This is a genomic window from Kitasatospora cineracea (assembly GCF_003751605.1).
GTDB lineage: Bacteria > Actinomycetota > Actinomycetes > Streptomycetales > Streptomycetaceae > Kitasatospora > Kitasatospora cineracea.
Map to the genome: position 1 here is coordinate 950,895 of NZ_RJVJ01000002.1, position 22,200 is coordinate 973,094.

The window sequence follows — 22,200 nt, forward strand, 5'->3', positions numbered from 1 at the left end:
TGCGACCGCGAACCACTGGACAACGTTGTCAAAGCAGGCCAGAATCCACCCCGGGCCCAGTGACACTGCGTCACGATCCTGGACGGTCCCGGGCACGCAGAAGCCGCGGCCCGCCCCGGACGAACAGGGGCGGGACCGCGGCCGCCGGGTGTGTCAGACCGTCCGGGTGAGGCGGTCGGCGAGGAGCTTGGCGAAGCGGGCCGGGTCGGCGAGGTCGCCGCCCTCGGCCAGCAGGGCGGTGCCGTAGAGGAGTTCGGCGCTCTCGGTGAGCGAGGGGTCCTCGGGGCGCTCCTCGTGGGCGGTGCGCAGGGCGGCGACCAGCGGGTGGTCGGGGTTGAGTTCGAGGATGCGGCGGGCGGGCGGGACGTCCTGGCCCATCGCCCGGTACATCTTCTCCAGGGTGGGGGTCAGGCCGTCGGCGTCGCTGACCAGGCAGGCCGGCGAGTTGGTCAGCCGGGTGGTGAGGCGGACGTCCTTGACGTCGGCGAGCGCCCCGCCCAGCCAGCCCAGCAGCGGCGCGTAGGAGCCGGCGTGCTCCGCGGGGACGTCCTCGGCGGGGAGGTCGACGGCGCCGCGGGCGACCGAGGCGAACTCCCTGCCCTCGTACGGGGCGACGCCCTCGACCCAGATCTCGTCCACCGGGTCGGTGAGCAGCAGCACCTCGTAGCCCCGGGCCCGGAACGCCTCCAGGTGCGGGGAGTTCTCGACCTGGGCGCGGCTCTCGCCGGTCATGTAGTAGATCTTGTCCTGGCCGTCCTGCATCCGGGCCAGGTAGTCGGCCAGCGAGGTCGGCTCCTCGCCCGCGGTGCTGGCGAAGGAGGCGACGTCGAGGATGGCCTTGCGGTCCTCGGCCGGGTCGAGCAGGCCCTCCTTGACGGCGGGGCCGAACTCCCGCCAGAAGGTGCGGTACTTGTCCGCGTCGCCGGTCATCATCTCCTTGACCGTGGCCATCACCTTCTTGGCCAGGCGGCGGCGGATCAGCTGGATGTGCCGGTCCTGCTGGAGGATCTCGCGGGAGATGTTCAGCGAGAGGTCGGCGGCGTCCACCACGCCCTTGACGAAGCGCAGGTGGTCGGGGAGCAGCTCGCGGCTGTCCTCCATGATGAACACGCGCTTGACGTACAGCTGGACGCCGTGGCGGCCGTCGCGCTGGAACAGGTCGTGCGGGCGGCGGGCCGGGATGAACAGCAGCGCCTCGTACTCGAAGGTGCCCTCGGCCCGCAGGCTGACGGTCTCCAGCGGGTCGGTCCAGTCGTGCGCGATGTGCCGGTAGAACTCCCGGTACTCCTCGTCCGCGACCTCGGCGCGCGGGCGGGCCCAGAGCGCCTTCATCGAGTTGAGGGTCAGCTCGCCGGTGCCGTCCGGTCCGGCGGTGCGGATCGGGAAGGCGATGAAGTCGGAGTAGCGCTTGACGATCCGCCGGATCGTCGCGGTGTCGGTGTAGTCGTGCAGGCCGTCCTCGCCGTCCTCGGGGCGCAGGTGGACGGTGACCGCGGTGCCCTCGGGGGCGTCCTCGACGGTCTCGACGGTGTAGGTGCCCTCGCCGGCCGACTCCCAGCGGGTGCCGGTGGGCTCGCCGGCCTTGCGGGTCAGCAGGGTGACCTTGTCGGCCACCATGAAGGTCGAGTAGAAGCCGACGCCGAACTGGCCGATCAGCTCCGCGGCCTCCTTGCTCTCGCGCAGCCGGCGCAGCGTCTCGGCGGTCCCGGAGCGGGCGATGGTGCCGATCAGCGCGACGACCTCGTCGCGGGTCATGCCGATGCCGTTGTCCCGGACGGTCAGCGTGCGGGCCTCCGGGTCCGTGTCGACGGAGATGTGCAGGTCGTCGGCGCGCAGCCGCTCCTCGGTGAGGCCGGCCAGCCGCCGCTTGTCCAGGGCGTCCGACGCGTTGGAGATCAGCTCGCGCAGGAAGACGTCCTTGTTCGAGTAGATCGAGTGGACCATCAGCTGCAGCAGTTGCCGTGCCTCGGCCTGGAACTCCAGCGTCTCGGTGCTCATGGGATCCTTTTCGCTCGGGGTGACGGTGCGGGTACGGGAGCACGCGCTCCGTGGCAATCTGGCACACCGGCGGCGGCGCGGACAAACGCCGACGGAGGAGCGCCGTCCCCGGGCCCGCCGGCGCGCGAGGTGGACGACGATGTCGGCGGTGATCCCGACCGTCTCCGGCAGGACGCCCGCGACCGCGTCGTACGCCTGCTGCCGCGCGGGTTCCGGCAGTTGGAGGTACGCCGAGACGGTCGACAGGTAGCCGACGTAGTCGCGGGCGCTCATCGTCAGGCGCCGCTCGACGACGGTCTGCCGGACGTCGGCGAACAGCGGGGACCGCCGCAGCTCCGTGCCCGGCCACTGCAGCGGCGCACCGGGAGCGGTCCCGTCGGGGGACGGCACGTCGTCGCTCGCCAGGAACGGCGCCCGGGCGGCGCGCACCGCCTCCTCGACGGCCGGGTCGGCCAGGTGGACCGGGCCGCCGAACGAGGCGAACACGCCGCCCGGTTCCAGCAGCGCGGCCACCCTCGGCCAGCGCCCCTCCGGGCGGGTCCAGTGCAGGGCCGCCGCCGCGTACACCAGGTCGTGGGGGCCGCCCGGCGGCAGGTCCTCGAACGCGGCCCGCACGGTCGTGACGTGCGCGGGCGCGGCCCTGCCCAGCTCGGCGAGCATGGCGGCGTCGGGCTCCGTCGCCGTGACCGCGACCCCGTGCCCGGCGAACAGCCGGGTCGCTTTGCCCGTCCCCGCGCCGATCTCCAGCGCCGTCCGGACCGGCCGGCCCGCGTACGCCGCCACCAGGTCGAAGAGCTCTTCGGGATACCCCGGCCGGAACCTCTCGTAGGCTTCCGCGATCGCGCCGAAGCTCAGTGCACGGGTGGACATGCCGAGCATCCTGGCACGGCCGGGGCGGACCGCGCCCGGCACGACCCGGCGGCGCGGCCCTCCCCGGAACGGCGGCGGCCCCGGCGGACGGCCGGGGCCGGGCCCGGAGGACGGCCGGGGCCGGGCCCGGAGGACGGCCGGGGCCGGGCCCGGAGGACGGCCGGGGCCGGGGCCGGCGGTCAGGCGTGGGCGGCCGCGCACTCCGGGTGGCCCCAGCTGCCGCCGACCTTGCCGATCGTCTCGCCCTTGCCGTAGGAGCGCCCGCACGGGCAGCGGCCGGGGAACTTCGCGGCCAGCGTCCGGCCGCCGCCGCCCGAACTCCGCCTGGCCGCACCGCCGCCCGCACCGCCGCCCGCGCCCCCGGAGGTGCTGCCGGACGTGGCCGCGGCGCGGCGGGCGCGCGGGGCCGGGGCGGTCACCGGGTCGGGCACCGGCAGGTCGGCGGCGGTGCCGGCGGCGGCCTGCTGGGTGCGGGCGGCGTCGCTGGCGGCCTTGTCGGCGACGGCGTTCAGCGGGTCGCCGTCCACCTGGTGGGCGGGCACGTAGACGAACGCGACGTCCCGGTCGGTGAGCAGCGCGTCGATCCGCTGGATCAGCTCCTGGTTGGCGACCGGCTTGCCCGCGGCGGTCTTCCAGCCGTTGCGCTTCCAGCCGTGCAGCCACTTGGTGACCGCGTCCCGGGTGTAGGTGCTGTCCAGCCGGACCTCCAGCGGCAGCGCCGGGTCGGTGGCCTCCAGCAGCCGTTGCAGGGCCGTCAGCTCCCCGACGTTGTTGGTGTTCCGGCCCAGCGGACCAGCCTCCCAGCGCTGCGGGGCGCCGTTCCCGTCGGCGACCACGAAGGCCCACCCGGCCGGACCCGGGTTGCCCTTGGCCGCTCCGTCGCAGGCGGCGATGACTCGTTCAACCATCCCCCGATCATGCCAGCCCCCGCCTACGCCCCCGGACCGGCCGCCGCGGCTGCCCCCGGCCCGCGCACCCGGCTGTGGGGGCGTCCGGGTACACCCGGTAGTGGCAACGGAGCCGCACGAGGGGCGGCCGGCCGGCTGCGGGGCGGTGGGCAGGCCACCGTGGCCGGCGCGCGCGACCCCTGGGGGTTCGCCCGCCTCCCCTCCTGAACTCCGCCGGCCTGGAACGGAGTTCAGGAGTCGGTGCGGCGGCGCAGGAAGCCGGTGGCGAGGACGCCCACCAGCACCAGGGCCGCGTTGACCAGGACGGCGAGCGCGACGCCGTCCAGCACCGCCGGGGCGGACGGGTGGGCGCCGGCCCGGGCGGCCACGATCGCGCTCATCACCGGGGTGCCCATGGTGATGCCGATCTGCTGGGTCATGGTGGCCAGGCCGGTGGCCAGGCCCTGCTCGCGGTCGGGCAGGCCGGAGGTCGCGGTGACCATGAAGCCGACGATCACGAACATGTTGCCGACGCCGCCGACGAAGGTCGCCGCCAGCAGCAGCCCCAGCGAGGAGTGGCTCTGGCCGAGCAGCAGCAGGGCCGCGGTCGCCGCGGCCTGCACCAGGCCGCCGACCACCAGGGTGGCGCGGGTGCCGGCCGCGGCGATCAGCCGGGCGGCGGTGGCGCCGCCGAGCACGGTGCCCAGGCCCAGGACGCCGAAGGACAGGCCCGCCGCGAGGGCCGAGAAGTCCAGCACCTCCTGCAGGTAGAGGGTCAGCAGGAAGACCAGCGAGGTCTCGGTCAGGAAGGCGATCAGCCCGGCCAGGTTGCCCCACACCACGCTGCGCCGCCGCAGCACCGACAGCGGCACCAGCGGCGCCGCCGCCCGCCGCTCCACCGCCCCGAACACCAGCAGCAGCACGGCGCCCAGGGCCAGCGCGCCCAGCGCGAGCGGGTCGGCCCAGCCGGCCAGCCCGGCCCGGGTCAGGCCGTAGACCAGGGCGAGCAGGCCCAGGGTGACGGAGAGCGCGCCGGGCAGGTCCAGCTTCGGGCGGACGTCCGGGCGGCTCTCCCGGATCACCCCCGGGGCGGCCAGCAGCACCCCGAGCGCCACCGGCACGTTGACGAAGAACGCCCAGCGCCAGGACAGCAGGTCGGTGAGCACCCCGCCGAGGACCGCGCCCGCGGTGAACCCCGCCGACATCAGCGCCCCGTTCAGGCCCAGCGCCCGCTCGCGCAGCGGCCCCTCCGGGAACGAGGTGGTCAGCAGCGCCAGCCCCGCCGGGGTGACCGCCGCCGTGGCCAGGCCCTGTGCGACCCGGGCCGCGATCAGCACCCCGGGGCCGGTGGCCAGGCCGCCCACCAGCGAGGACACCCCCAGCACGACCAGGCCGGCCAGGAACAGCCGCCGCCGGCCGAACAGGTCGGCGACCCGCCCGAACAGCAGCGTGAACCCGGCCGCGGACAGTGCGAACGCCGTCCCGATCCACTGCAGTTCGCCCAGCGGGAAGCCGAGGCCCGCGCCGATCGCGGGCAGTGCCACGTTCAGGATCGAGAAGTCCACCGCCAGCATGAACTGGGCGACCAGCAGGACCAGCAGGACGATCTGCTGACGTCCCGTCAGTTTTGTTGCACCAGTCGGTCGTTGGGGCTTCGTCGCTTCGGCCGTCGCCATGGCGGGCCTCCCTCTCGTCGGGTTCTGCGGTGACGAGAAGGAGCCTGCACCGGCCCGGACGACCCACCCAGACCCCTGCGGAAGGTAGCACCGGCAGGGATACCCGGCGGCGGTCACACCGGCGCCCCGCCCGGGCAGACTGGACGGCATGGAGACCACGACCGCACTCGGCGAGTTCCTGCGCACCCGGCGCGCCCAACTGCGCCCCGAGGACGCGGGGCTCACGCCGTACCCGGGGCGCCGGCGGGTGCCCGGGCTGCGCCGCGAGGAGCTCGCCCTGCTCGCCGGGGTCAGCGCCACCTACTACACCCGGCTCGAACAGGGCCACAGCGCCAACGCCTCCGACGGCGTCCTCGACGCCCTCGCCCGCGCCCTGCGGCTGACCGGCGACGAACGTGCCCACCTCTACGACCTGGCCCGCCCCGCCCGCCCCGGCCGCACCCCGCAGCACCGGCCCGCCAAGGCCCGGCCCGCGACCAGGCAGCTGATCGACGCGATGCCGCAGGTGCCCGCCGCGGTCCTGGACCGCGGCAACGACGTACTGGCCTGGAACGCCCTCGGCCACGCCCTGCTGGCCGGCCACCTCGACCCGACCGCCCCCGACCGGCCCGCCGACCGCCCCAACCTGACCAGGCTGCTCTTCCTCGACCCGCACACCCGCGAACTGCACGCCCGCTGGGAGGAGGACGCCAGGACCGCCGTCGCCGCACTCCGGCTCGCCGTCGGCCGGTACCCGGAGGACCGCCGACTCGCCCAGCTGGTCGGGCAACTCGCCATCCAGAGCCCGGAGTTCGCCGCGATGTGGGCCCGCCACCCGGTCCGCGACTGCGCCGTCGGCAGCAAGTCCTTCCGGCACCCGCTGGTCGGCCCGCTGGAGCTCCAGTTCGAGAGCCTCCCGCTCTCCGACGGCACCACCCACCGCCTCCTGCTCTACAGCGCCGCCCCCGACAGCCCGTCCGCCGCCGCCCTCGCCCTGCTCACGGGGGCGCTCGGCGCGGGGACGGCCGGGACGGGGACCGTCGGGACGGGGACGGTCGGCGCGGAGCGGGCGGCAGAGGTGCCGGCCGGGCGGGAGTAGCGGAAACCGCGACGGCGGCCGTTCCCCGGGCGGGGCGGCCGCCGCCGCGGTGTGGCGGGAGGGGTCAGCCGATCCAGCCGTGGCTCTTGGCGAGCTGCAGCATGGCCGAGCGGACCTGGAGGATCTGGGTGCCGGTCAGCGAGGGGGCCGACTCGAGGAGGGCCTCGGTGACGTCGTCGAGGTAGTCGTCGGCGGCGAGCTGCTCGTCGTCGTCCACGGCGGTGCGCACCACGCGGTCGGCGGACGGGCCGGCCGGGGCGTTCAGTTCCGCGCCCGGGGCGAGCTGGACCGAGGAGGCCTTGGGGCCGCGGTCGCCGTCCTCGATCTCGAAGACCACCGCCAGGCCCGTGCGAATGTAGGACTCCGGGATCAGCAGGTCGTTGACGTGCAGGAACACGTCCTCCCCGCCCTTGTCCGGAGCGATGAACCCGTAACCCCGCGAACCGTCGAACCGCACCACGCGACCGGCAACCATGCCAACCCCCAAAAAACACCTTCCGGGCCCCTTGCCCGCAACCTGGGCCCGAGAATAGCCCTGTCCGCGCGGGCAAGGCGAACCCGCCGTTCGGAAGCCGTCAAGGCGCCCGTGCGCGCGCCGCCACCCGGCCGACGGCGGGCCTGGCGACGGGCGGGCGGCGGCGGGGCGGTGGGGCCCGGAGGCGGTCAGTCCTCGCGGGGGGCGCTCATGTCGCCGGTGGCGGGGATGCCCTCGGCGAGGCCGTAGCGCAGCAGGACGGTGCCGCGGGGGCTGGCGGCGGGCGGTTCGAGCAGGGTGACGTTGGTGGGGACGGCTCCCCCGTCGAAGACCTTCTTGCCGGTGCCCAGGACGATCGGGTGGACCCACAGGTCGAGGCGGTCGTAGAGCTTCTCCCGCAGCAGGGTCTGCACCAGGTCGAGGCTGCCGACCACCGTCACCTGCTGGTGCCGCTCGCGCAGTTCGCGCACCGCGGCGGGCAGGTCCGGCCCGAGCAGCTGGGACCCGGCCCAGGTCAGCTCGGGCTTGCCGCGGGAGGCGACGTACTTCGGAATGCGGTTGAAGAGCCGCGCGAACGGGTTGTCCCCGGCCTGCGGCCAGTAGGCGGCGAAGATGTCGTAGGTGCGGCGGCCGAGCAGCAGCGCGTCGGTGCCCTCGTAGGCGGCGTCGACCTGCGCGCCGGAGACCTCGTCGATCAGCGGGGCCTGCCAGCCGCCGAAGGCGAAGCCCGTCGGGTCCTCCTCGGGGCCGCCGGGCGCCTGGCCGACCAGGTCGAGGGTGGTGAACAGTTCGATGTGGACGAAGCCCATGGCGTGCTCCCGGGGAAGTGGGTCGGTGGTCCGGTCATGAGTGCAGACGGACCGGGACGGACGGACTCATCGCTCCCCCGCCCGCGAATCCTCCGTGCCCGCGAATCCTCCGCGCCCCGGTGCCCCGCACTCCGATCCTCCGGCCCGCGGACCGGTCCGCGCACGCCCGGACGCCCTGGTCGGCCAGGTGCGCGGACATCGCCATGACCGAGCGTGCTACGAGCCGGTAGCCTTCCGGGCTCGGACTTTTTCGGCGCACGGACGGGGAGCGGGCATGGGCGGGGACGGGTTGTCGCTGGAGGACGGGTTGTCGCTGGAGGACGGGCGCGAGGTGGTGCTGCGCCTGCCGGACGGGGCGGCGGCGGGGGCTGGGGCGCCCGTGGTGGTGCTGCTGCAGCCGTTCGGGGCGTGGGACCGGGACGCCTCGCTGCCCGCCGAGGTGTCGGGGAACGGGCCGGTGCGGCTGTTCGCCGACCTGGGGGCGGCGCTGGCCGGGGCCGGGTACGCGGCGGCCTCGTTCGACACCAGGTTCGTCACCGAGGACCGCCGCGGCGGGGCGGGCTCGTCCCGGTTCACCTTCACCGGCCTGGTGGACGACGCGGTCCGGGCGGTGGAACTGCTGCGGGCGCACCCCGGGGTGGACGGCGGGCGGGTGGTGCTGCTGGGCGTGTCGATGGGGACGGACGTCGCGCTGGCCGCGGCCGAACGGCTGGGCGGCGAGACCCTGGCGGTGCTGGTCGCGCCGTGCTCCGAGGCCCGCCCGGTGTTCCAGCGCCACCTGGGCCTGGACCGGCGGCTGGAGTGGCTGCTGGCCGGCGGCTTCACCGGCCCGGACGGCACCGTCGACCTGGCCGCCGCCCGGCGCGACGTGGCGGGGCGCAGCGGCTGGTGGGAGGAGTTCGACCTGCCGGAGCGCCTCGGGCCCCGCGCCGACCCCGAGGTGCTGCACGCCGAGCTGACCTGGGAGTTCGACGCGTGGGAGCGCGGGGCGCTGGACGGCGCCGACGACTCGGCCCCCGCCTCGTTCTGGCGGGACTGGTACGCCCAGCCCGCCCCGTACCGCCGGCTGGCCGGGCTGCGCGGCCGGGTCGCGGTGCACGTGGGCGCCGAGGACTGGACGACGCCGCCCCGGCAGGCGCACCTGCTGCACCGGGCGGCGTCGGCGTACGGGCTGCGGTCGCGGCTGACGGTCCATCCGGGCCTGGGGCACCTGCTGTCGCCCCGCTCGGCGGCGGGGCTGCGCACGTACGGGCCGTTCGACCCGGGGTTCCTGCGGGAGCTGGTGGGGTCGGTGGCGGAGGTGCTGGACGGCGGCCCGCAGTCCGGCTGAGCGGGCCGCCGCCGCGGCCCGGGGCCGGCCGGGTTCCGCCCGCCGGGGGCGGGTGCCGGTCGGCGGGGCCGGGTGCCGGTCGGCGGGGCCGGGTGCCGGTCGGCGGTCACCGCCGGGTCGGGGCCCGCCCCGTCCGGCCGCCGTTCACTGCCCGCTCCGGACCGGGTGCGGCCAGCCGGGGACGTTCCGCACGTGGACGCGGTCGTCGCACCAGGCGCACTCCCACTCGCCGAGGTCGATGTCGTAGGCGAGGCGGCCGCAGTGCACCGGGATCGGCTGGCCGCCCAGGAAGGTGGTCCCCCAGTCGGCGCGCGGCAGGGTCGGGTTCGTTCGGGTGTCGGTCATGGGAGTCAGCGTGGCAGGGCGCACTGACGGCGGGTCAGGTGCGCGGCGGTCCCGGCGGGTGGCGGTGTAGTCCGGTCGGTGGGAGTTGTGGTGACACATTTCACCGTTCGCACGGTTCTGCCGGAGGGGGTGGGGAGTCTAGGTTCCTGCGACCAGGGGCATGAGTCCCCTTCGATCACTGCACACGTCCGGCACCACCTCCTCCGACGAGAGAGAACGAGCGATGTCTGGATACGACTCCTCCGTCCGCCCGCCCCAACAGGTCGGCGTGGTCGCCGAGTCCGTGCCCGGGGAGACCCGGGTCGCGGCGACCCCGGCGACGGTGCGCGGGCTGCTGGCCCTGGGGTACGGCGTGGTCGTCGAGTCGGGGGCCGGTGCGGCGTCCGGGTTCGACGACGCGGCGTACGAGGCGGCGGGGGCCGCCGTCGGGGACGCCTGGGCGGCCGAGGTGGTGCTGAAGGTGAACGCGCCGTCGACGGCCGAGGTCGGGCGGCTGCGCGAGGGGGCCGCGCTGGTGGGCCTGTTGGCGCCCGCGCAGCACCCCGAGCTGCTGGCGGCGCTGGCCGGGCGCGGGGTGACGGCGCTGTCGCTGGACGCGGTGCCGCGGATCTCCCGGGCGCAGTCGATGGACGTGCTCAGCTCGATGGCCAACATCGCCGGGTACCGGGCGGTGATCGAGGCGGCGCACGCCTTCGGCCGGTTCTTCACCGGGCAGGTCACCGCGGCGGGCAAGGTGCCGCCGGCGAAGGTGCTGGTGGCGGGCGCGGGCGTGGCCGGGCTGGCCGCGATCGGCGCCGCGTCCAGCCTCGGCGCGATCGTCCGGGCCACCGACCCGCGGCCCGAAGTCGCGGACCAGGTACGGTCGTTGGGCGGCGAGTACCTGGCCGTGGAGGTGGCCCAGGAGGCGAGCACCGACGGGTACGCGAAGGCCACCTCGGCGGACTACGACCGGGCCGCGGCTGCGCTGTACCGGGCCCAGGCCGCGGACGTGGACATCGTGGTGACCACCGCGCTGATCCCCGGCCGGCCCGCGCCGAAGCTGCTGACCGCCGAGGACGTGGCGGCGATGAAGCCCGGCAGCGTGGTGGTCGACATGGCGGCCGCGCAGGGCGGCAACGTGGCGGGCACGGTGGCGGGCCGCACCGTGGTCACCGACAACGGCGTGACCCTGATCGGCTACACCGACCTGGCGTCCCGGCTGCCCGCGCAGGCCTCCCAGCTGTTCGGCACCAACCTGGTCAACCTGCTGAAGCTGCTCACCCCCGGCAAGGACGGGCGGTTGACGATCGACTTCGAGGACGTGGTGCAGCGCGCCGTGACGGTGGTCCGCGACGGCGCGACCACCTGGCCGCCCCCGCCGGTCGCCGTCTCCGCGGCGCCCGCCGCTCCCCCGGCCGCCCCGGCCGCGGCGCCCGCGCCGGAGCCGGCCCGGCTCACCCCGGCCGTCCGGACCGGCCTGGTCGGCGCCGGGATGCTCGCGCTGTTCCTGCTGATCGCCTTCGCCCCGGCCCAACTCGCCGAGAACTTCACGGTGTTCGCGCTGGCCGTGGTGATCGGCTACTACGTGATCGGGAAGGTCCACCACGCCCTGCACACGCCGCTGATGTCGGTGACCAACGCGATCTCCGGGATCGTGGTGATCGGCGCGCTGCTGCAGATCGGGCACGGCGGCGTCCTGGTCACCGTGCTGTCCTTCGTGGCGATCCTGCTGACCAGCGTCAACATCTTCGGCGGTTTCGCCGTCACCCGCCGCATGCTGAGCATGTTCTCGAAAGGCTGAGCCGAGATGACGTCCCTCACCGCCGCGCACGCCGCGGACCTGGTCGCCGCCCTGCTGTTCATCCTCAGCCTGGCCGGACTCTCCCAGCACCGCACCTCCCGGGCCGGCGTCGCCTACGGCATCGCCGGCATGGCCCTGGCGCTGGCCGCCACCGTCGTGGTCGCCTCCCGCTCGATCAGCGCGGGCGCCGTCGCGCTGATCCTGCTCGCCATGGCGCTCGGCGCCGCGATCGGCCTGTGGCGGGCCCGCCGGGTCGAGATGACCCAGATGCCGGAGCTGATCGCCGTCCTGCACAGCTTCGTCGGCCTGGCCGCCGTCCTGGTCGGCTGGAACAGCTACCTGGAGGTGGAGCGGCACGGCGCCGCGCAGAGCGCCGTCGCCGCCGACCTGCTGACCATCCACCACGCCGAGGTGTTCATCGGCATCTTCATCGGCGCGGTCACCTTCACCGGCTCGGTCGTCGCCTACCTGAAGCTCTCCGCCAAGATCGCCTCCCGCCCGCTGGTGCTGCCCGGCAAGAACGCCCTCAACCTGGGCGCGCTCGGCGCGTTCGCCGCGCTGACCGCCTGGTTCACCGCCTCCCCCGGCCTCGGCCTGATGGTCGCCGTCACCGTGCTCGCCCTGCTGCTCGGCTGGCACCTGGTCGCCTCGATCGGCGGCGGCGACATGCCGGTGGTGGTCTCCATGCTCAACAGCTACTCCGGCTGGGCGGCCGCCGCCGCGGGCTTCCTGCTCGACAACAACCTGCTGATCGTCACCGGCGCGCTGGTCGGCTCCTCCGGCGCCTACCTCTCGTACATCATGTGCAAGGCGATGAACCGCTCCTTCCTGTCCGTCATCGCGGGCGGCTTCGGCATCGAGGCGCCCGCGAGCGGCGACGCCGAACAGGGCGAGCACCACGAGATCCGGGCCCGGGAGGCCGCCGAACTCCTCGCCGCCGCCAAGTCCGTCATCATCACCCCCGGCTACGGCATGGCCGTCGCCCAGGCCCAGCACCCCGTCGCCGACCTCACCCGCCGCCTGCGCGAACGCGGCGTCGAGGTCCGCTTCGGCGTCCACCCGGTGGCCGGCCGCCTCCCCGGCCACATGAACGTGCTGCTCGCCGAGGCCAAGGTCCCCTACGACGTCGTCCTGGAGATGGACGAGATCAACGACGACTTCGCCGACACCTCCGTCGTCCTGGTCATCGGCGCCAACGACACCGTCAACCCCGCCGCCCTCGACGACCCCGCCAGCCCGATCGCCGGCATGCCCGTCCTCAAGGTCTGGGAGGCCGAGCGCGTCATCGTCTTCAAGCGCTCGATGGCCTCCGGCTACGCGGGCGTCCAGAACCCGCTCTTCTTCCGCGACAACACCGACATGCTCTTCGGCGACGCCAAGCAGAGCGTCGACCAGATCCTCCAGTCCCTCGACGCCCCCGACCCGGCCCTCACCTGACCCCGGCCCCCCTGGCCCCACCGCGGAGGTGGGGCCAGGCCCACCCGGGAGTGGGGGCAGGCGTATGTCGGGCCGGGCGGCCGCTCCGTAGCGTCGGAGGTGTCAGCAGGACGGCACCAGCGGAGGAGTCCGGAGCAATGGCAGTCAGTGGGGGCGAGAGCCGTACCGGGGACGTGTTCGACACCGTGCGGACCTGGGTGGACCTGTTCGGGGCGGTCGGGGCGGTGGTGCTCGGGACGGTCGCCGCGGTGGCGGTGGCCGGGCAGCCGACCACGCCCTTCATGTGGGTGCGCGGGGCGGTGCTGCTGCTGTTGGTGGTGCTGCTGCGCCGGTACGTGGCGCGGGCCCGGGGCGGGGACGGGCGGGCCTGGGAGCGGTTGCGGAAGACGTCGACGGTGCTGCCGTTCGCGGTGGTCGGGGTCGACCTGCTGCCGGGGCTGTGCCCGGCCTGGTACGCGGTGCTGCAGGGGCTGTCGGTGCTGGCGCTGGTGCCGGTCGCCGTGCTGACCCGCCGCGGGAGGTGAGCGCGGTGGGAGGATCGACCGCGACGGAAGGGGCGGGGACGGTGGCGAACGGGGTGCCGGGTCGGATCGCGGTGGGGCTGTGGCGGTGCGCGGTGCTGACCGCGCTGACCTGCCTGCCGGTGCTGGTGGCCGGGCCGGTGGCGTGGGCGGGGGGCTCGCTGGCGTACTCCTGGTCGGCGGGGATGACGGCGGCGCTGCCGCTGCGGGTGCTGGCGGTGGTCGGGGAGACCCTGCTGGTGCTGCTGTGGACGGGGGTCGCGCTGTGGACGGTGCACCCGTTCACCAGCCGCCCGCTGGCCGGGGCGGCCCGCCGCTGCGCGGCCCGCTGGCTGGGCCTGGAACTCTCGGTGGCGTACCGCCGGACCAGGCCGGTGGTGCGGATGGCGACCGGTTTCTGGTGGGACGGGCACGAGTACCACCGCTCCGAGCGGGAGGCCCGCCGCCGGGCCGCGGTGCACGCCCGGTACCACGACCCGCAGCTGCACTGGGACGGGGTGTGGCTGCTGGGCGCGGCCGTCACGGTGCTGCCCGCCGCCGCGCTGCCGCTGCTCGCGCTGCTGCTCGGTGCGCTGCTGACGGCCGCTCACCCCTGGTACGGGCTGCTGCTGGTGGCGGCCGGGGCGGCGGCCGCGCCGTTCGGCTGGCGGGTGCTCGGCCCGGTCGGGCGCCGGCTGCTGGGGCCGGTGGCGTCCACCCGGCTGGGCTGGCGGGTGGCCGAACTGGAGGCGATCCGGGCCGACCTGACGCAGACCCAGGCCGCCGAACTGGAGCGGATCGAGCGCGGCCTGCACGACGGCGCGCAGGCCCGGCTGGTCGCGCTGGGCATGTCGATGGGCGCCGCCGAGCACCTGGTGGACCGGGACCCGGCGGCCGCCAAGCGGCTGCTCGCCGAGGCCCGGTCCGCCTCCGCGGGCGCGCTGGACGAGCTGCGCGCGCTGGTGCGCGGCATCAACCCGCCGGTGCTGGTCGAGCGCGGCCTGGTCGACGCCGTCCGGGCGCTGGCCCTGGACGCCGCCGTGGAGGCCGAGGTGGTCAGCCGGGTGCCGGCCCGGCCGGAGCGGCCGGTCGAGGCGGCGCTCTACTTCGCCGTCGCCGAGCTGCTGACCAACGCCGCCAAGCACGCCCGCGCCACCCGCGTCCTGGTCGAACTCCACTACGAGGGGCGGACGCTGACTGCTACCGTCAGCGACGACGGGGTCGGCGGGGCGGCCGCCTCGCCCGGCTCCGGGCTGAGCGGCCTGGAGCGCCGGGCGGCGGCCTTCGGCGGCCGGCTCGAGGTCGACAGCCCTGTCGGGGGACCCACTCGGATCACTGTGGCGGTGCCGTGCGAATTGTCGTAGCCGAGGACCTGTTCCTGCTCCGGGACGGGATGGTGCGCCTGGTCGAGGCGTTCGGCCACACCGTGGTCGCGGCCGTCGACGACGGCCCGGCCGCCCTGGCGGCGCTGCTGGAGCACCGGCCGGACGTCGCGGTGGTCGACGTCCGGCTGCCGCCGACCTTCTCCGACGAGGGCCTGCAGGCCGCGCTGGCCGCCCGCCGGGCGGTGCCGGGGCTGCCGGTGCTGATCCTCTCCCAGCACGTCGAGCAGCTGTACGCCCGCGAGCTGCTCGCCGACGGGCACGGCGGCATCGGCTACCAGCTCAAGGACCGGGTGCTGGACGCCGGGCAGTTCATGGACGCCGTCCAGCGGGTCGCCGACGGCGGCACCGCGCTGGACCCGACCGTGGTCGCCAAGCTGCTGGGCCGCCCGCTGCGCGCCGACCCGCTGGGCGCGCTCACCGAGCGGGAGCGCTCGGTGCTGGCGCTGATGGCCGAGGGCCTGTCCAACGCGGCGATCGCCGCCCGGCTGTTCCTCTCCGAGGGTTCGGTCGGCAAGTACACCACCGCGATCTTCGGCAAGCTCGGCCTGGTCGGCGACGAGGACACCAACCGGCGGGTCCGGGCCGTCCTCGCCTACCTGGACGCCGGCCGCGCCGGGTAGCGGCGGTCAGGAACCGCCCGGCCGGACCAGGCCGGTCTCGTAGGCGATGACCACGAGTTGGGCCCGGTCGCGGGCGCCGAGCTTGGTCATGGCGCGGTTGACGTGGGTCTTGGCGGTGAGCGGGGTGACGAACAGCCGTTCGGCGATGTCGTCGTTGGACAGACCGGCCGCGACCAGCGCGACCACCTCCTGCTCGCGGGCGGTGAGCACGTCCAGCCGGGGCGGCGCGGCCCGCCGTCCGGGGTCGGGCTGGGCGAGGAAGCGGCCGATCAGGGCCTTGGTGGCGGCCGGGGAGAGCAGCGCGTCGCCGGCCGCCACCAGCCGGATGGCGTCCAGCAGTTCGGCCGGGTCGATGCCCTTGCCGAGGAAGCCGCTGGCCCCGGCGCGCAGCGCCTCGGCGACGTACTCGTCGTTCTCGAAGGTGGTCAGGACCAGGACCTTGACGCCGGCCAGGTCCTCGTCGGCGGTGATCAGCGCGGTCGCGGCGAGGCCGTCCAGGTCGGGCATCCGGATGTCCATCAGGACCAGGTCGGCGCGCAGGCTGCGGGCCAGCGCGACGGCCTCCCGGCCGGTGCCGGCCTCGCCGACCACCTCCAGGTCGGGGGCGGAGTCGATCAGCAGCCGGAAGGTGCCGCGCAGCAGGGCCTGGTCGTCGGCGAGCAGGACGCGGATGGTCATGGACGGCAGCCCTTTCGGCCGGTGCCCGCGGGCAGCGGCAGTTCGGCGTGGACCCGGAAGCCCCGGCGGCCGGGGCGCGGCCCGGCGGCGAGGGTGCCGCCGACGGCCCGGGCGCGTTCGTGCATCCCGATCATGCCGTGCCCGGTGCCGGCACCGCCCACGGCGGCGGCGCCCGGGCCGGTGCGCCGGCCGTCGTCCTCGACGGTCAGCCGCAGCACGCCGGCGTCGGTGGCGGTGCCGAAGTCGAGGCGGACCCGCGCGGTGGTCGGGCCGGCGTGCTTGTGGGTGTTGGTGAGCGCCTCCTGGACGATCCGGTAGGCCGTCAGGTCGAGGATCGGCGGGAGGTCGGCGGAGGTGCCGGCGCGTTCCAGGGCGACGTCCAGGCCGGAGTGCCGGAAGGCGTCCAGCAGGTCGTCGAGGCCGGCCAGGCCGGGGGCGGGTTCGCGCGGCGCGGCCCGGTCGCCGCTGTGGCGCAGCAGGCCGACGGTGGCGCGCAGTTCGTCGAGGGCGGCGCGGCTGGTGTCGCGGATGCGTTCCAGGGCCCGGTAGGCGTGCTCGGGGTCGGTGCGCATCAGGTGGTGGGCGACGCCGGCCTGCGCGTTGACCAGGGTGATGTGGTGGGCGACCACGTCGTGCAGTTCGCGGGCGATCCGCATCCGTTCCTCGGTGACCCGGCGGCGGGCCTCCTCCTCGCGGGTGCGTTCGGCGCGTTCGGCGCGTTCGACGGCGGAGGCGAGCAGTTCGCGGCGGCTGCGGACGGCGTCGCCGATCGCCACCGACAGGCAGGGCCAGGCGATCAGGCCGAGGTTCTGCGGGAGTTCCTCCAGGCCGGGGCGGACGATCAGCGCGGTGAGGGTGAGCGCGGCGGCCGCGCAGCAGCCGGTGCGCCAGGCGGTGGGCCGGTCGGTGCGGGTGGCGACGGCGTACAGCGCGACGCCGACGGCGAACATCGAGATCCCGAGGGCCTCCGGGCGCGGGCCGGGGGAGAACGGGATCAGCACCAGTTCGACCACGCCGACCAGCACCGTCGCGGCGACCACCGGCACCGGCCACCGGCTGCGGACCAGCAGCGGCAGGCAGGACAGCAGCAGGAACAGCAGGTAGCCGGTGATCGAGGCGCCCCGGTGGTACGCGGTGGCCGCGGCGAGCGGAACGGCCAGCAGGAAGCAGGCCAGCGCCACCGCCACGTCGGTCCGCAGCGGGCGCCCGCCGCACCACCGCCTGAGCATCTCCGTCACTCGCACTCCTTCACCGTACGCAGTTCCGTCGCGGCGCAGTTCCGTCGCGACGCGGTTCCGTCGCGGCGCGGTTCCGTCGCGGCGCGGCGGGGCCCGGCCGGTGGGGGTGACCGGCCGGCCCCGCGCGGGGGTCAGCCCCGGGCGTCCGCGAGCTCGGGTTCCCGGACGGGGGCCGGGTCGGGTTCGCCCTCGACCGAGACGTGCGGCAGCAGGCGGTCCAGCCAGCCCGGCAGCCACCAGTTGGCGGCGCCGAAGCGGTGCATCAGGGCCGGGACGAGGACCATCCGCAGCACCAGCACGTCGAGCAGGACGGCCAAGGCCAGGCCGAGTCCGAACTCGGCGATCATGCGCTGGCCGCCGAACAGGAAGGCGGCGAACACGCAGGCCATGATGACGGCGGCGGCGGTGATGACCTGGCCGGTCTCGCCGTGGCCGACCCGGACGGCGCGGTGGTTGTCCCGGGTGTGGGTCCACTCCTCGTGCATCCGGCTGATCAGGAAGACCTGGTAGTCCATCGAGAGTCCGAACAGGATCGCGATGATCATCACGGGGGCGAACGCCTCGACCGGCCCGGCCGCGCCCGCGCCGAGCGCCTCGGAGCCCCAGCCCCACTGGAACACCGCGACGATCGCGCCGAACGCCACGCCCATGGTGAGCAGGTTCATCGCGACGCCGATCAGCGGCACCAGCAGGCTGCGGAAGGCCACCATCATCAGCAGGCAGCCCAGGCCGACGATGATGCCGATGAACAGCGGCAGCTTGGAGATCAGCACGTCGGCGAAGTCCGCGGCGGTGGCGGTGGCGCCGCCGACGTGCACCCGCAGGCCGGTGCCGGCCTCGGCGTCCGGGACGGTGTGCTCGCGCAGCTCGGTGATCAGGTCGGAGGTCCTCGCGGACTGCGGGGAGGTGGTGGGCACCACCTGGACGATGCCGACCCGCTGCCCGTCCTGCATCGGCGCGGCCGCGACCCGGGCGACGCCGTCCATGCCCTTCAGCTCGGTGACCAGCTCGGTCAGCGCGGCCTTGTCGGCGGCCTCGGGGGCCTCGGCGACCAGCAGCAGCGGGCCGTTGGAGCCGGGGCCGAAGCCCTCGGCCATCAGGTCGTACGCCTGCCGGGAGGTGGTGGTCTTCGGGTTGTTGCCCGCGTCCGAGCTGCCCAGGCGCAGCGACAGCACCGGCAGCGACACGGCGAGCATCAGCACCAGCGCGACCAGCGCCTTGCCGGTGGGCCGGGCCTGCACCCTGGCGGCCCAGCGCGGCCAGAACCCGGTGGTGCTCTCCTCGCCGGGGCCCTGCGCGGCCAGCCGGCGGCGCTGGGCGCGGGAGAGCACCCGCGGGCCCAGCAGGCCGAGCAGCGCGGGCAGCAGGGTGACCGCGGCCAGCACGGTCAGCGCGACGGTGAGCGCGGCGGAGACCGCCATGCCGTTCAGGAAGCCGATGCCGAGGATCAGCATGCCGAGCAGCGCGATCACCACGGTCAGGCCGGCGAACAGCACCGCCCGGCCGGAGGTGTTCAGCGCCTTCGCGGACGCCTCCTGGACGCTCAGGCCCGCCATCAGCCCCTTGCGGTGCCGGTTGACGATGAACAGCGCGTAGTCGATGCCGACGCCGAGACCCACCAGCACGCCCAGGGTGGGCGCGACCGAGGCGATGCTCAGGCCGTGGCTGAGCAGCCCGGTGCCGATCACGCCGGTGCCGACGCCCGCGACGGCGGTCAGGATCGGCAGCGCGGCGGCCCAGGCGGAGCGGAACACCAGGGTCATCACGACCAGCGCGGCGACGATGCCGATGATCTCGCTGAGGCCGCCCATCTCGGTCTCGGTGTTCTGCACGGCCTGCCCGCCCAGCTGGACGTCCAGGCCGTCGGTGCGGGCCTGCTTCGCCAGGTCGATCACGTGCTCGACGTCGGCCTTGGGGACGGAGCGCGCGTCGCCGGTGAAGACCACCTGCGCGTACGCGGTGGTGCCGTCGGCGCTGATCTGCTGGGCACCGCGCTCGGTGTACGGGCCGGACACCGAGGCGACGGACGGGCTGTGCGCGATGGTGTCCAGCGCGGCGGTCATCCGCTCCTCGACCGCGGGGTCGTTCACCGTGCCGGTCGCGGTGTGCCACACCACGGTGTCGGTGTCACCGGCCGCGGCGGGCATCTGCTCCTTCAGCAGTTCCAGTGCCCGGCTGGACTCGGTGGCGGGCATCGCCATGCTGTCGCTGTACTTCGTCCCGACGGCGCCGGAGGCCGCGCCGAGCCCCACCAGCAGGCCGAGCCACAGCAGCACGGTGACGAGCCGGTGCCGATGGCACCAGCGGGCGAGAACGGACATGCGCGCTCCAGGATTCGGCCTTCTCCGGTCTCCTCCACCCTCCGCCGCGGGCCCGCCCGCTGTCGTCCCCCGCCCGCAGACACCCGCCGTACCGCACCCGCGGTACCCCCGCCCCGCCCCTACCGCGCCCGCGGACGTCCGGGTGCCGGGGATCCGGGGCGAGGGCTGATCGGCGTGAGCACGCCGAGGCGGTCCTCGATCTCCTGGGCGGCGGCCAGGCACAGGTCCTCGCGGAACGCGCGCCCGACGACCTGTACGCCGGACGGCAGTCCGTCGCCGGTCCCGGTCGGCACGGCGACCGCGGGCACGCCCACGAAGCTGGTCACCGTGCACAGCCGCATGCCCATGGCGACCCGTTCCCGCCCCGCTTCGTCGCGCGACTCCAGTCCCGGCTCGACGGGCGGCTCGGTGAACACCGGGCCGAGCAGCAGCGGGTACTCGTCGAGGAACTCCGCCCACGAGCGGCGGATGCCGAGCCAGGTCCCCATCAGCTTCGTGAGCTCGGCGGCGTTCGCGGGCGGAGTCCTCTCCATGGCCATCCGGATGTAGCGGTCCCCGCCGTCGCCGAGCAGTTTCCGCACCACCGGCCAGGTCGGCGCGAATTCGGTCACGGTGATCCGGCCGTACGCCTCGAGCGCCTCGTCCAGCCGAGGAACGTCCGCGACCTCCCGGACGTCGTACCCGGCGTCGCGCAACGCGTCCGCCGCCGCTGTGACGGCCCCGCGGACCGCGGGGTGGACGCCGTGGCCTCCGGGATCGGCGACGACCGCGACCTTGACCGGCCCCGGCAGCGGTTCGCCGTAGAGGGGCACGGGTACGGCCCGCGGGTCCCGGGGGTCGGTCCCGGAGAGCGCCTCGTACGCCAGCCGCAGGTCGGCGACCGTACGGGCCAGGGGCCCGTCGGTGACCAGCATCTGCGAGGCCGGCCCGGGGTCTTCGGGGCCGAGGACGCGGTGGTCGGCGGGGAACCGCCCGGTGGTCGGCTTCAGCCCCGTCACGCCGCAGAACGAGGCGGGGATCCGCACGGATCCGCCGGAATCGTTGCCGAGTCCGAGCGCGGCCATGCCGGTGGCGACGGCCGCCCCGTCACCGCCGCTGCTGCCGCCCGGGGTCCGGTTCCGGTTCCACGGGTTGACGGTGTCGCCGAACAGCTCGCTGCGGGTGTGCATCCCGGCCAGGACCAGGGTGGGCATGTTGCTGTGGCCGATCGGTACGGCTCCCGCCGCGCGGAGCCGGGCCACCGGGAGGGCGTCGGCCGGCGCCACCAGGTCGCGGAAGCGTGGCGTTCCGAACGTGGTCGGCACCCCTTCGACAGGGGTGGTCTCCTTCACCGTGAACGGCACGCCGGCCAGCGGCCCGAGTTCTTCGCCCGCCGCTCGCCGCCGGTCCGCGCGGGCCGCCGCCTCGCGGGCCCGCTCGGCCATCAGCTGCGTGACCGCGTTGATCTGCGGGTTGACCTCGGCGATGCGGTCCAGGTGGCTGTCGACCAGCTCGACCGCCGATATCTCCCCGCCCCGGACCGCCTCCGCCTGAGCGGCGGCCGTCATCGCCCACAGGGCGTCCTGCCTGATCATCGTGTTTCCCGTCCCCGTCCCCGTGCCGAAGTGCTCGTGGCCGACACCCTAACCCGAAAGTGATACGGTCGTATCGAAATAAGGAGGCTGCCCGAGCATGCCCAGACAGGTGGACTACGAAAGCCGACGCCGCCGGATCGCCGAGGCCGTCTGCCTCCTCGCCGACGAACACGGGCCGCAAGGGGTGAGCATGCGCGACGTCGCCGCCCGCGCACAGGTCTCACTGGGCGCCGTTCAGCGCTGCTTCCGCAGCAAGGAGGAGATGCTCCTCTTCGCCGTCGACCACGTCGGCGAACGCATCACCGAACGCGTGCGGACCCGCCTGACCGCGAGCCCCGCCCAGTCGGCCGCCACCGCCCTGGGCCACGCGGCCGACGAGATCGCCCTGCTCCGCGAAGAACACCGCGCCGAAGCACGGATCTGGCTCGCGTTCATCGCCCAGGCCGCTGTCAGCGAGCCGCTCGCCGACCCGCTGAGAACCAGCTACACGGCCCTCCAGGACCTCCTCGTCCGCCTCGTCGCAGAGGCCGCCGACAGCGGCTCGGCCGACGGGCGCGCCACACCACCCGACCCCCAGCACGAGGCCCGCGCCCTGCTCGCCCTCGCCGACGGCCTCACCACCCATGTCCTCGTGGGCCACTTGACCGCAGCGGAAGCCGAGGAAGTCCTGCACACACATCTGGCCGGCCTCTGGAAACGCCTCGGCACCACCCGGTAGCCCACCGGCGCCCGGCCCTTCAGGACGAGCCGGCTCCCCTCGCAGCACCCGCGCCGCAGCATGGCGACCGGATCCGCGCCCACCTGCCGGCCCGGCAACTCCTGCTGCACCCAGTGGACTTGGCGCCGTCCGGTCGATCACGTGCGGAGCCAGATGACGAGCGAGGCAGCCATGAGGATGCTTTGGGCTCATTCGGCCCCACACCACAACAGGTGACCCTTGCTCTCGGCCGTGTGGCGACGCAGGATGCCGTTTCCGTCCCGCAGCCGCTACGGGTCGGGCCGTGGAGGCTGAAGTCAGGGCGCCTGTCGGTGCTCCACGTCCCGGTGGACGGGGTGGTGAGCGGCTGCGGGCAGCGCATCCCACCGACAGCCCGGGTGAGCGCGCCGGATCCGGAGTGGTTCCTGCGCGGCCGGTGCTACAACTGCTTCCACCGGTTGTGGCCGCAGTACGGCCCCGCGGACTACATCCAGCCGCACGA

General features: G+C 74.9%; 18 protein-coding genes and 1 pseudogene. 8 read left to right on the plus strand and 11 right to left on the minus strand.

Going from position 1 to position 22,200, the window contains the following annotated elements; all coding sequences use genetic code 11:
* Positions 1-153: 153 nt before the first annotated feature.
* The 4 genes and pseudogenes from htpG to EDD39_RS30650 all read right to left on the minus strand — a co-directional run bounded on the left by htpG (position 154) and on the right by EDD39_RS30650 (position 5,431).
* Positions 154-1,998 carry a molecular chaperone HtpG gene (gene htpG, locus EDD39_RS30640; RefSeq protein ID WP_167518092.1) on the minus strand — a complete coding sequence of 615 codons (1,845 nt, stop codon included), beginning with the start codon at positions 1,996-1,998 and terminating at the stop codon, positions 154-156.
* 489 nt (positions 1,999-2,487) lie between these two features.
* Positions 2,488-2,877 (minus strand): annotated as a pseudogene (locus EDD39_RS41530) (class I SAM-dependent methyltransferase); the annotation flags it as partial.
* A 170-nt stretch (positions 2,878-3,047) separates the two neighbouring features.
* Positions 3,048-3,776 carry a ribonuclease H family protein gene (locus EDD39_RS30645; protein WP_123562284.1) on the minus strand — a complete coding sequence of 243 codons (729 nt, stop codon included), beginning with the start codon at positions 3,774-3,776 and terminating at the stop codon, positions 3,048-3,050.
* 230 nt (positions 3,777-4,006) lie between these two features.
* Positions 4,007-5,431, minus strand: coding sequence for an MFS transporter (locus tag EDD39_RS30650; protein WP_123562286.1), 1,425 nt, complete (start codon positions 5,429-5,431; stop codon positions 4,007-4,009).
* Between the two features lie 148 nt (positions 5,432-5,579).
* Between EDD39_RS30650 and EDD39_RS30655 the strand changes: the two genes are divergently transcribed.
* A complete protein-coding gene (locus tag EDD39_RS30655; RefSeq protein ID WP_123562289.1) occupies positions 5,580-6,509 on the plus strand; it encodes a helix-turn-helix domain-containing protein in 930 nt (309 codons plus the stop codon).
* Between the two features lie 64 nt (positions 6,510-6,573).
* On the opposite strand, the gene EDD39_RS30660 is transcribed toward EDD39_RS30655, so the two are convergent.
* Together EDD39_RS30660 and EDD39_RS30665 are read right to left on the minus strand one after the other, a co-directional pair.
* The gene (locus tag EDD39_RS30660) at positions 6,574-6,984 is read right to left on the minus strand and encodes a cold-shock protein (protein ID WP_123562291.1); all 411 of its coding nucleotides are present in this window, start codon (positions 6,982-6,984) and stop codon (positions 6,574-6,576) included.
* Between the two features lie 188 nt (positions 6,985-7,172).
* Positions 7,173-7,793 (minus strand): dihydrofolate reductase family protein, encoded by a 621-nt coding sequence (locus tag EDD39_RS30665; protein WP_123562293.1) that lies wholly within the window; start codon positions 7,791-7,793, stop codon positions 7,173-7,175.
* Positions 7,794-8,067: 274 nt separating this feature from the next.
* Here EDD39_RS30665 and EDD39_RS30670 point away from each other — a divergent pair, with 274 nt between their 5' ends.
* Positions 8,068-9,123, plus strand: coding sequence for an alpha/beta hydrolase family protein (locus EDD39_RS30670; protein ID WP_123562295.1), 1,056 nt, complete (start codon positions 8,068-8,070; stop codon positions 9,121-9,123).
* Positions 9,124-9,267: 144 nt separating this feature from the next.
* Here EDD39_RS30670 and EDD39_RS30675 read toward each other — a convergent pair whose 3' ends face one another.
* The gene (locus tag EDD39_RS30675; protein ID WP_123562297.1) at positions 9,268-9,468 is read right to left on the minus strand and encodes a hypothetical protein; all 201 of its coding nucleotides are present in this window, start codon (positions 9,466-9,468) and stop codon (positions 9,268-9,270) included.
* Between the two features lie 223 nt (positions 9,469-9,691).
* Here EDD39_RS30675 and EDD39_RS30680 point away from each other — a divergent pair, with 223 nt between their 5' ends.
* The 5 genes from EDD39_RS30680 to EDD39_RS30700 all read left to right on the plus strand — a co-directional run bounded on the left by EDD39_RS30680 (position 9,692) and on the right by EDD39_RS30700 (position 15,190).
* Entirely contained in the window at positions 9,692-11,248 is a 1,557-nt protein-coding gene (locus EDD39_RS30680; protein WP_123562298.1) for a Re/Si-specific NAD(P)(+) transhydrogenase subunit alpha, read from the plus strand.
* 6 nt (positions 11,249-11,254) lie between these two features.
* Complete coding sequence (gene pntB, locus EDD39_RS30685) at positions 11,255-12,685, plus strand: Re/Si-specific NAD(P)(+) transhydrogenase subunit beta (RefSeq protein WP_123562300.1); 1,431 nt, start codon at positions 11,255-11,257, stop codon at positions 12,683-12,685.
* Positions 12,686-12,822: 137 nt separating this feature from the next.
* Entirely contained in the window at positions 12,823-13,209 is a 387-nt protein-coding gene (locus tag EDD39_RS30690; protein ID WP_123562302.1) for a hypothetical protein, read from the plus strand.
* 5 nt (positions 13,210-13,214) lie between these two features.
* Positions 13,215-14,549 (plus strand): sensor histidine kinase, encoded by a 1,335-nt coding sequence (locus EDD39_RS30695; RefSeq protein WP_244257370.1) that lies wholly within the window; start codon positions 13,215-13,217, stop codon positions 14,547-14,549.
* Positions 14,534-15,190 carry a response regulator transcription factor gene (locus EDD39_RS30700; protein WP_123562304.1) on the plus strand — a complete coding sequence of 219 codons (657 nt, stop codon included), beginning with the start codon at positions 14,534-14,536 and terminating at the stop codon, positions 15,188-15,190. Before EDD39_RS30695 ends, EDD39_RS30700 begins: the two co-directional genes overlap by 16 nt.
* Positions 15,191-15,196: 6 nt before the next feature.
* On the opposite strand, the gene EDD39_RS30705 is transcribed toward EDD39_RS30700, so the two are convergent.
* The 4 genes from EDD39_RS30705 to EDD39_RS30720 form a co-directional block, all read right to left on the minus strand.
* The gene (locus tag EDD39_RS30705) at positions 15,197-15,868 is read right to left on the minus strand and encodes a response regulator (protein ID WP_123562306.1); all 672 of its coding nucleotides are present in this window, start codon (positions 15,866-15,868) and stop codon (positions 15,197-15,199) included.
* Entirely contained in the window at positions 15,865-17,097 is a 1,233-nt protein-coding gene (locus tag EDD39_RS30710; RefSeq protein WP_123563444.1) for a sensor histidine kinase, read from the minus strand. The genes EDD39_RS30705 and EDD39_RS30710 overlap by 4 nt, the downstream gene beginning before the upstream one ends.
* Before the next feature lie 140 nt (positions 17,098-17,237).
* Entirely contained in the window at positions 17,238-19,427 is a 2,190-nt protein-coding gene (locus EDD39_RS30715; protein WP_123562308.1) for an MMPL family transporter, read from the minus strand.
* 119 nt (positions 19,428-19,546) lie between these two features.
* Positions 19,547-21,001 carry an amidase gene (locus EDD39_RS30720; RefSeq protein ID WP_208765686.1) on the minus strand — a complete coding sequence of 485 codons (1,455 nt, stop codon included), beginning with the start codon at positions 20,999-21,001 and terminating at the stop codon, positions 19,547-19,549.
* Between the two features lie 97 nt (positions 21,002-21,098).
* On the opposite strand from EDD39_RS30720, the gene EDD39_RS30725 reads away from it, so the two are divergent.
* Positions 21,099-21,719, plus strand: a complete 621-nt coding sequence (locus EDD39_RS30725; RefSeq protein ID WP_123562310.1) for a TetR/AcrR family transcriptional regulator — start codon at positions 21,099-21,101, stop codon at positions 21,717-21,719.
* The last annotated feature ends 481 nt before the right edge of the window (positions 21,720-22,200 follow it).

What these genes read in the sequence shown, in the direction of transcription:
- htpG (WP_167518092.1), bottom strand. Translation starts at nt 1,998, where the DNA reads ATGAGCACCGAGACGCTGGAGTTCCAGGCCGAGGCACGGCAACTGCTG.
- EDD39_RS30645 (WP_123562284.1), bottom strand. Translation starts at nt 3,776, where the DNA reads ATGGTTGAACGAGTCATCGCCGCCTGCGACGGAGCGGCCAAGGGCAAC.
- EDD39_RS30650 (WP_123562286.1), bottom strand. Translation starts at nt 5,431, where the DNA reads ATGGCGACGGCCGAAGCGACGAAGCCCCAACGACCGACTGGTGCAACA.
- EDD39_RS30655 (WP_123562289.1), top strand. Translation starts at nt 5,580, where the DNA reads ATGGAGACCACGACCGCACTCGGCGAGTTCCTGCGCACCCGGCGCGCC.
- EDD39_RS30660 (WP_123562291.1), bottom strand. Translation starts at nt 6,984, where the DNA reads ATGGTTGCCGGTCGCGTGGTGCGGTTCGACGGTTCGCGGGGTTACGGG.
- EDD39_RS30665 (WP_123562293.1), bottom strand. Translation starts at nt 7,793, where the DNA reads ATGGGCTTCGTCCACATCGAACTGTTCACCACCCTCGACCTGGTCGGC.
- EDD39_RS30670 (WP_123562295.1), top strand. Translation starts at nt 8,068, where the DNA reads ATGGGCGGGGACGGGTTGTCGCTGGAGGACGGGTTGTCGCTGGAGGAC.
- EDD39_RS30675 (WP_123562297.1), bottom strand. Translation starts at nt 9,468, where the DNA reads ATGACCGACACCCGAACGAACCCGACCCTGCCGCGCGCCGACTGGGGG.
- EDD39_RS30680 (WP_123562298.1), top strand. Translation starts at nt 9,692, where the DNA reads ATGTCTGGATACGACTCCTCCGTCCGCCCGCCCCAACAGGTCGGCGTG.
- pntB (WP_123562300.1), top strand. Translation starts at nt 11,255, where the DNA reads ATGACGTCCCTCACCGCCGCGCACGCCGCGGACCTGGTCGCCGCCCTG.
- EDD39_RS30690 (WP_123562302.1), top strand. Translation starts at nt 12,823, where the DNA reads ATGGCAGTCAGTGGGGGCGAGAGCCGTACCGGGGACGTGTTCGACACC.
- EDD39_RS30705 (WP_123562306.1), bottom strand. Translation starts at nt 15,868, where the DNA reads ATGACCATCCGCGTCCTGCTCGCCGACGACCAGGCCCTGCTGCGCGGC.
- EDD39_RS30710 (WP_123563444.1), bottom strand. Translation starts at nt 17,097, where the DNA reads ATGCTCAGGCGGTGGTGCGGCGGGCGCCCGCTGCGGACCGACGTGGCG.
- EDD39_RS30715 (WP_123562308.1), bottom strand. Translation starts at nt 19,427, where the DNA reads ATGTCCGTTCTCGCCCGCTGGTGCCATCGGCACCGGCTCGTCACCGTG.
- EDD39_RS30720 (WP_208765686.1), bottom strand. Translation starts at nt 21,001, where the DNA reads ATGATCAGGCAGGACGCCCTGTGGGCGATGACGGCCGCCGCTCAGGCG.
- EDD39_RS30725 (WP_123562310.1), top strand. Translation starts at nt 21,099, where the DNA reads ATGCCCAGACAGGTGGACTACGAAAGCCGACGCCGCCGGATCGCCGAG.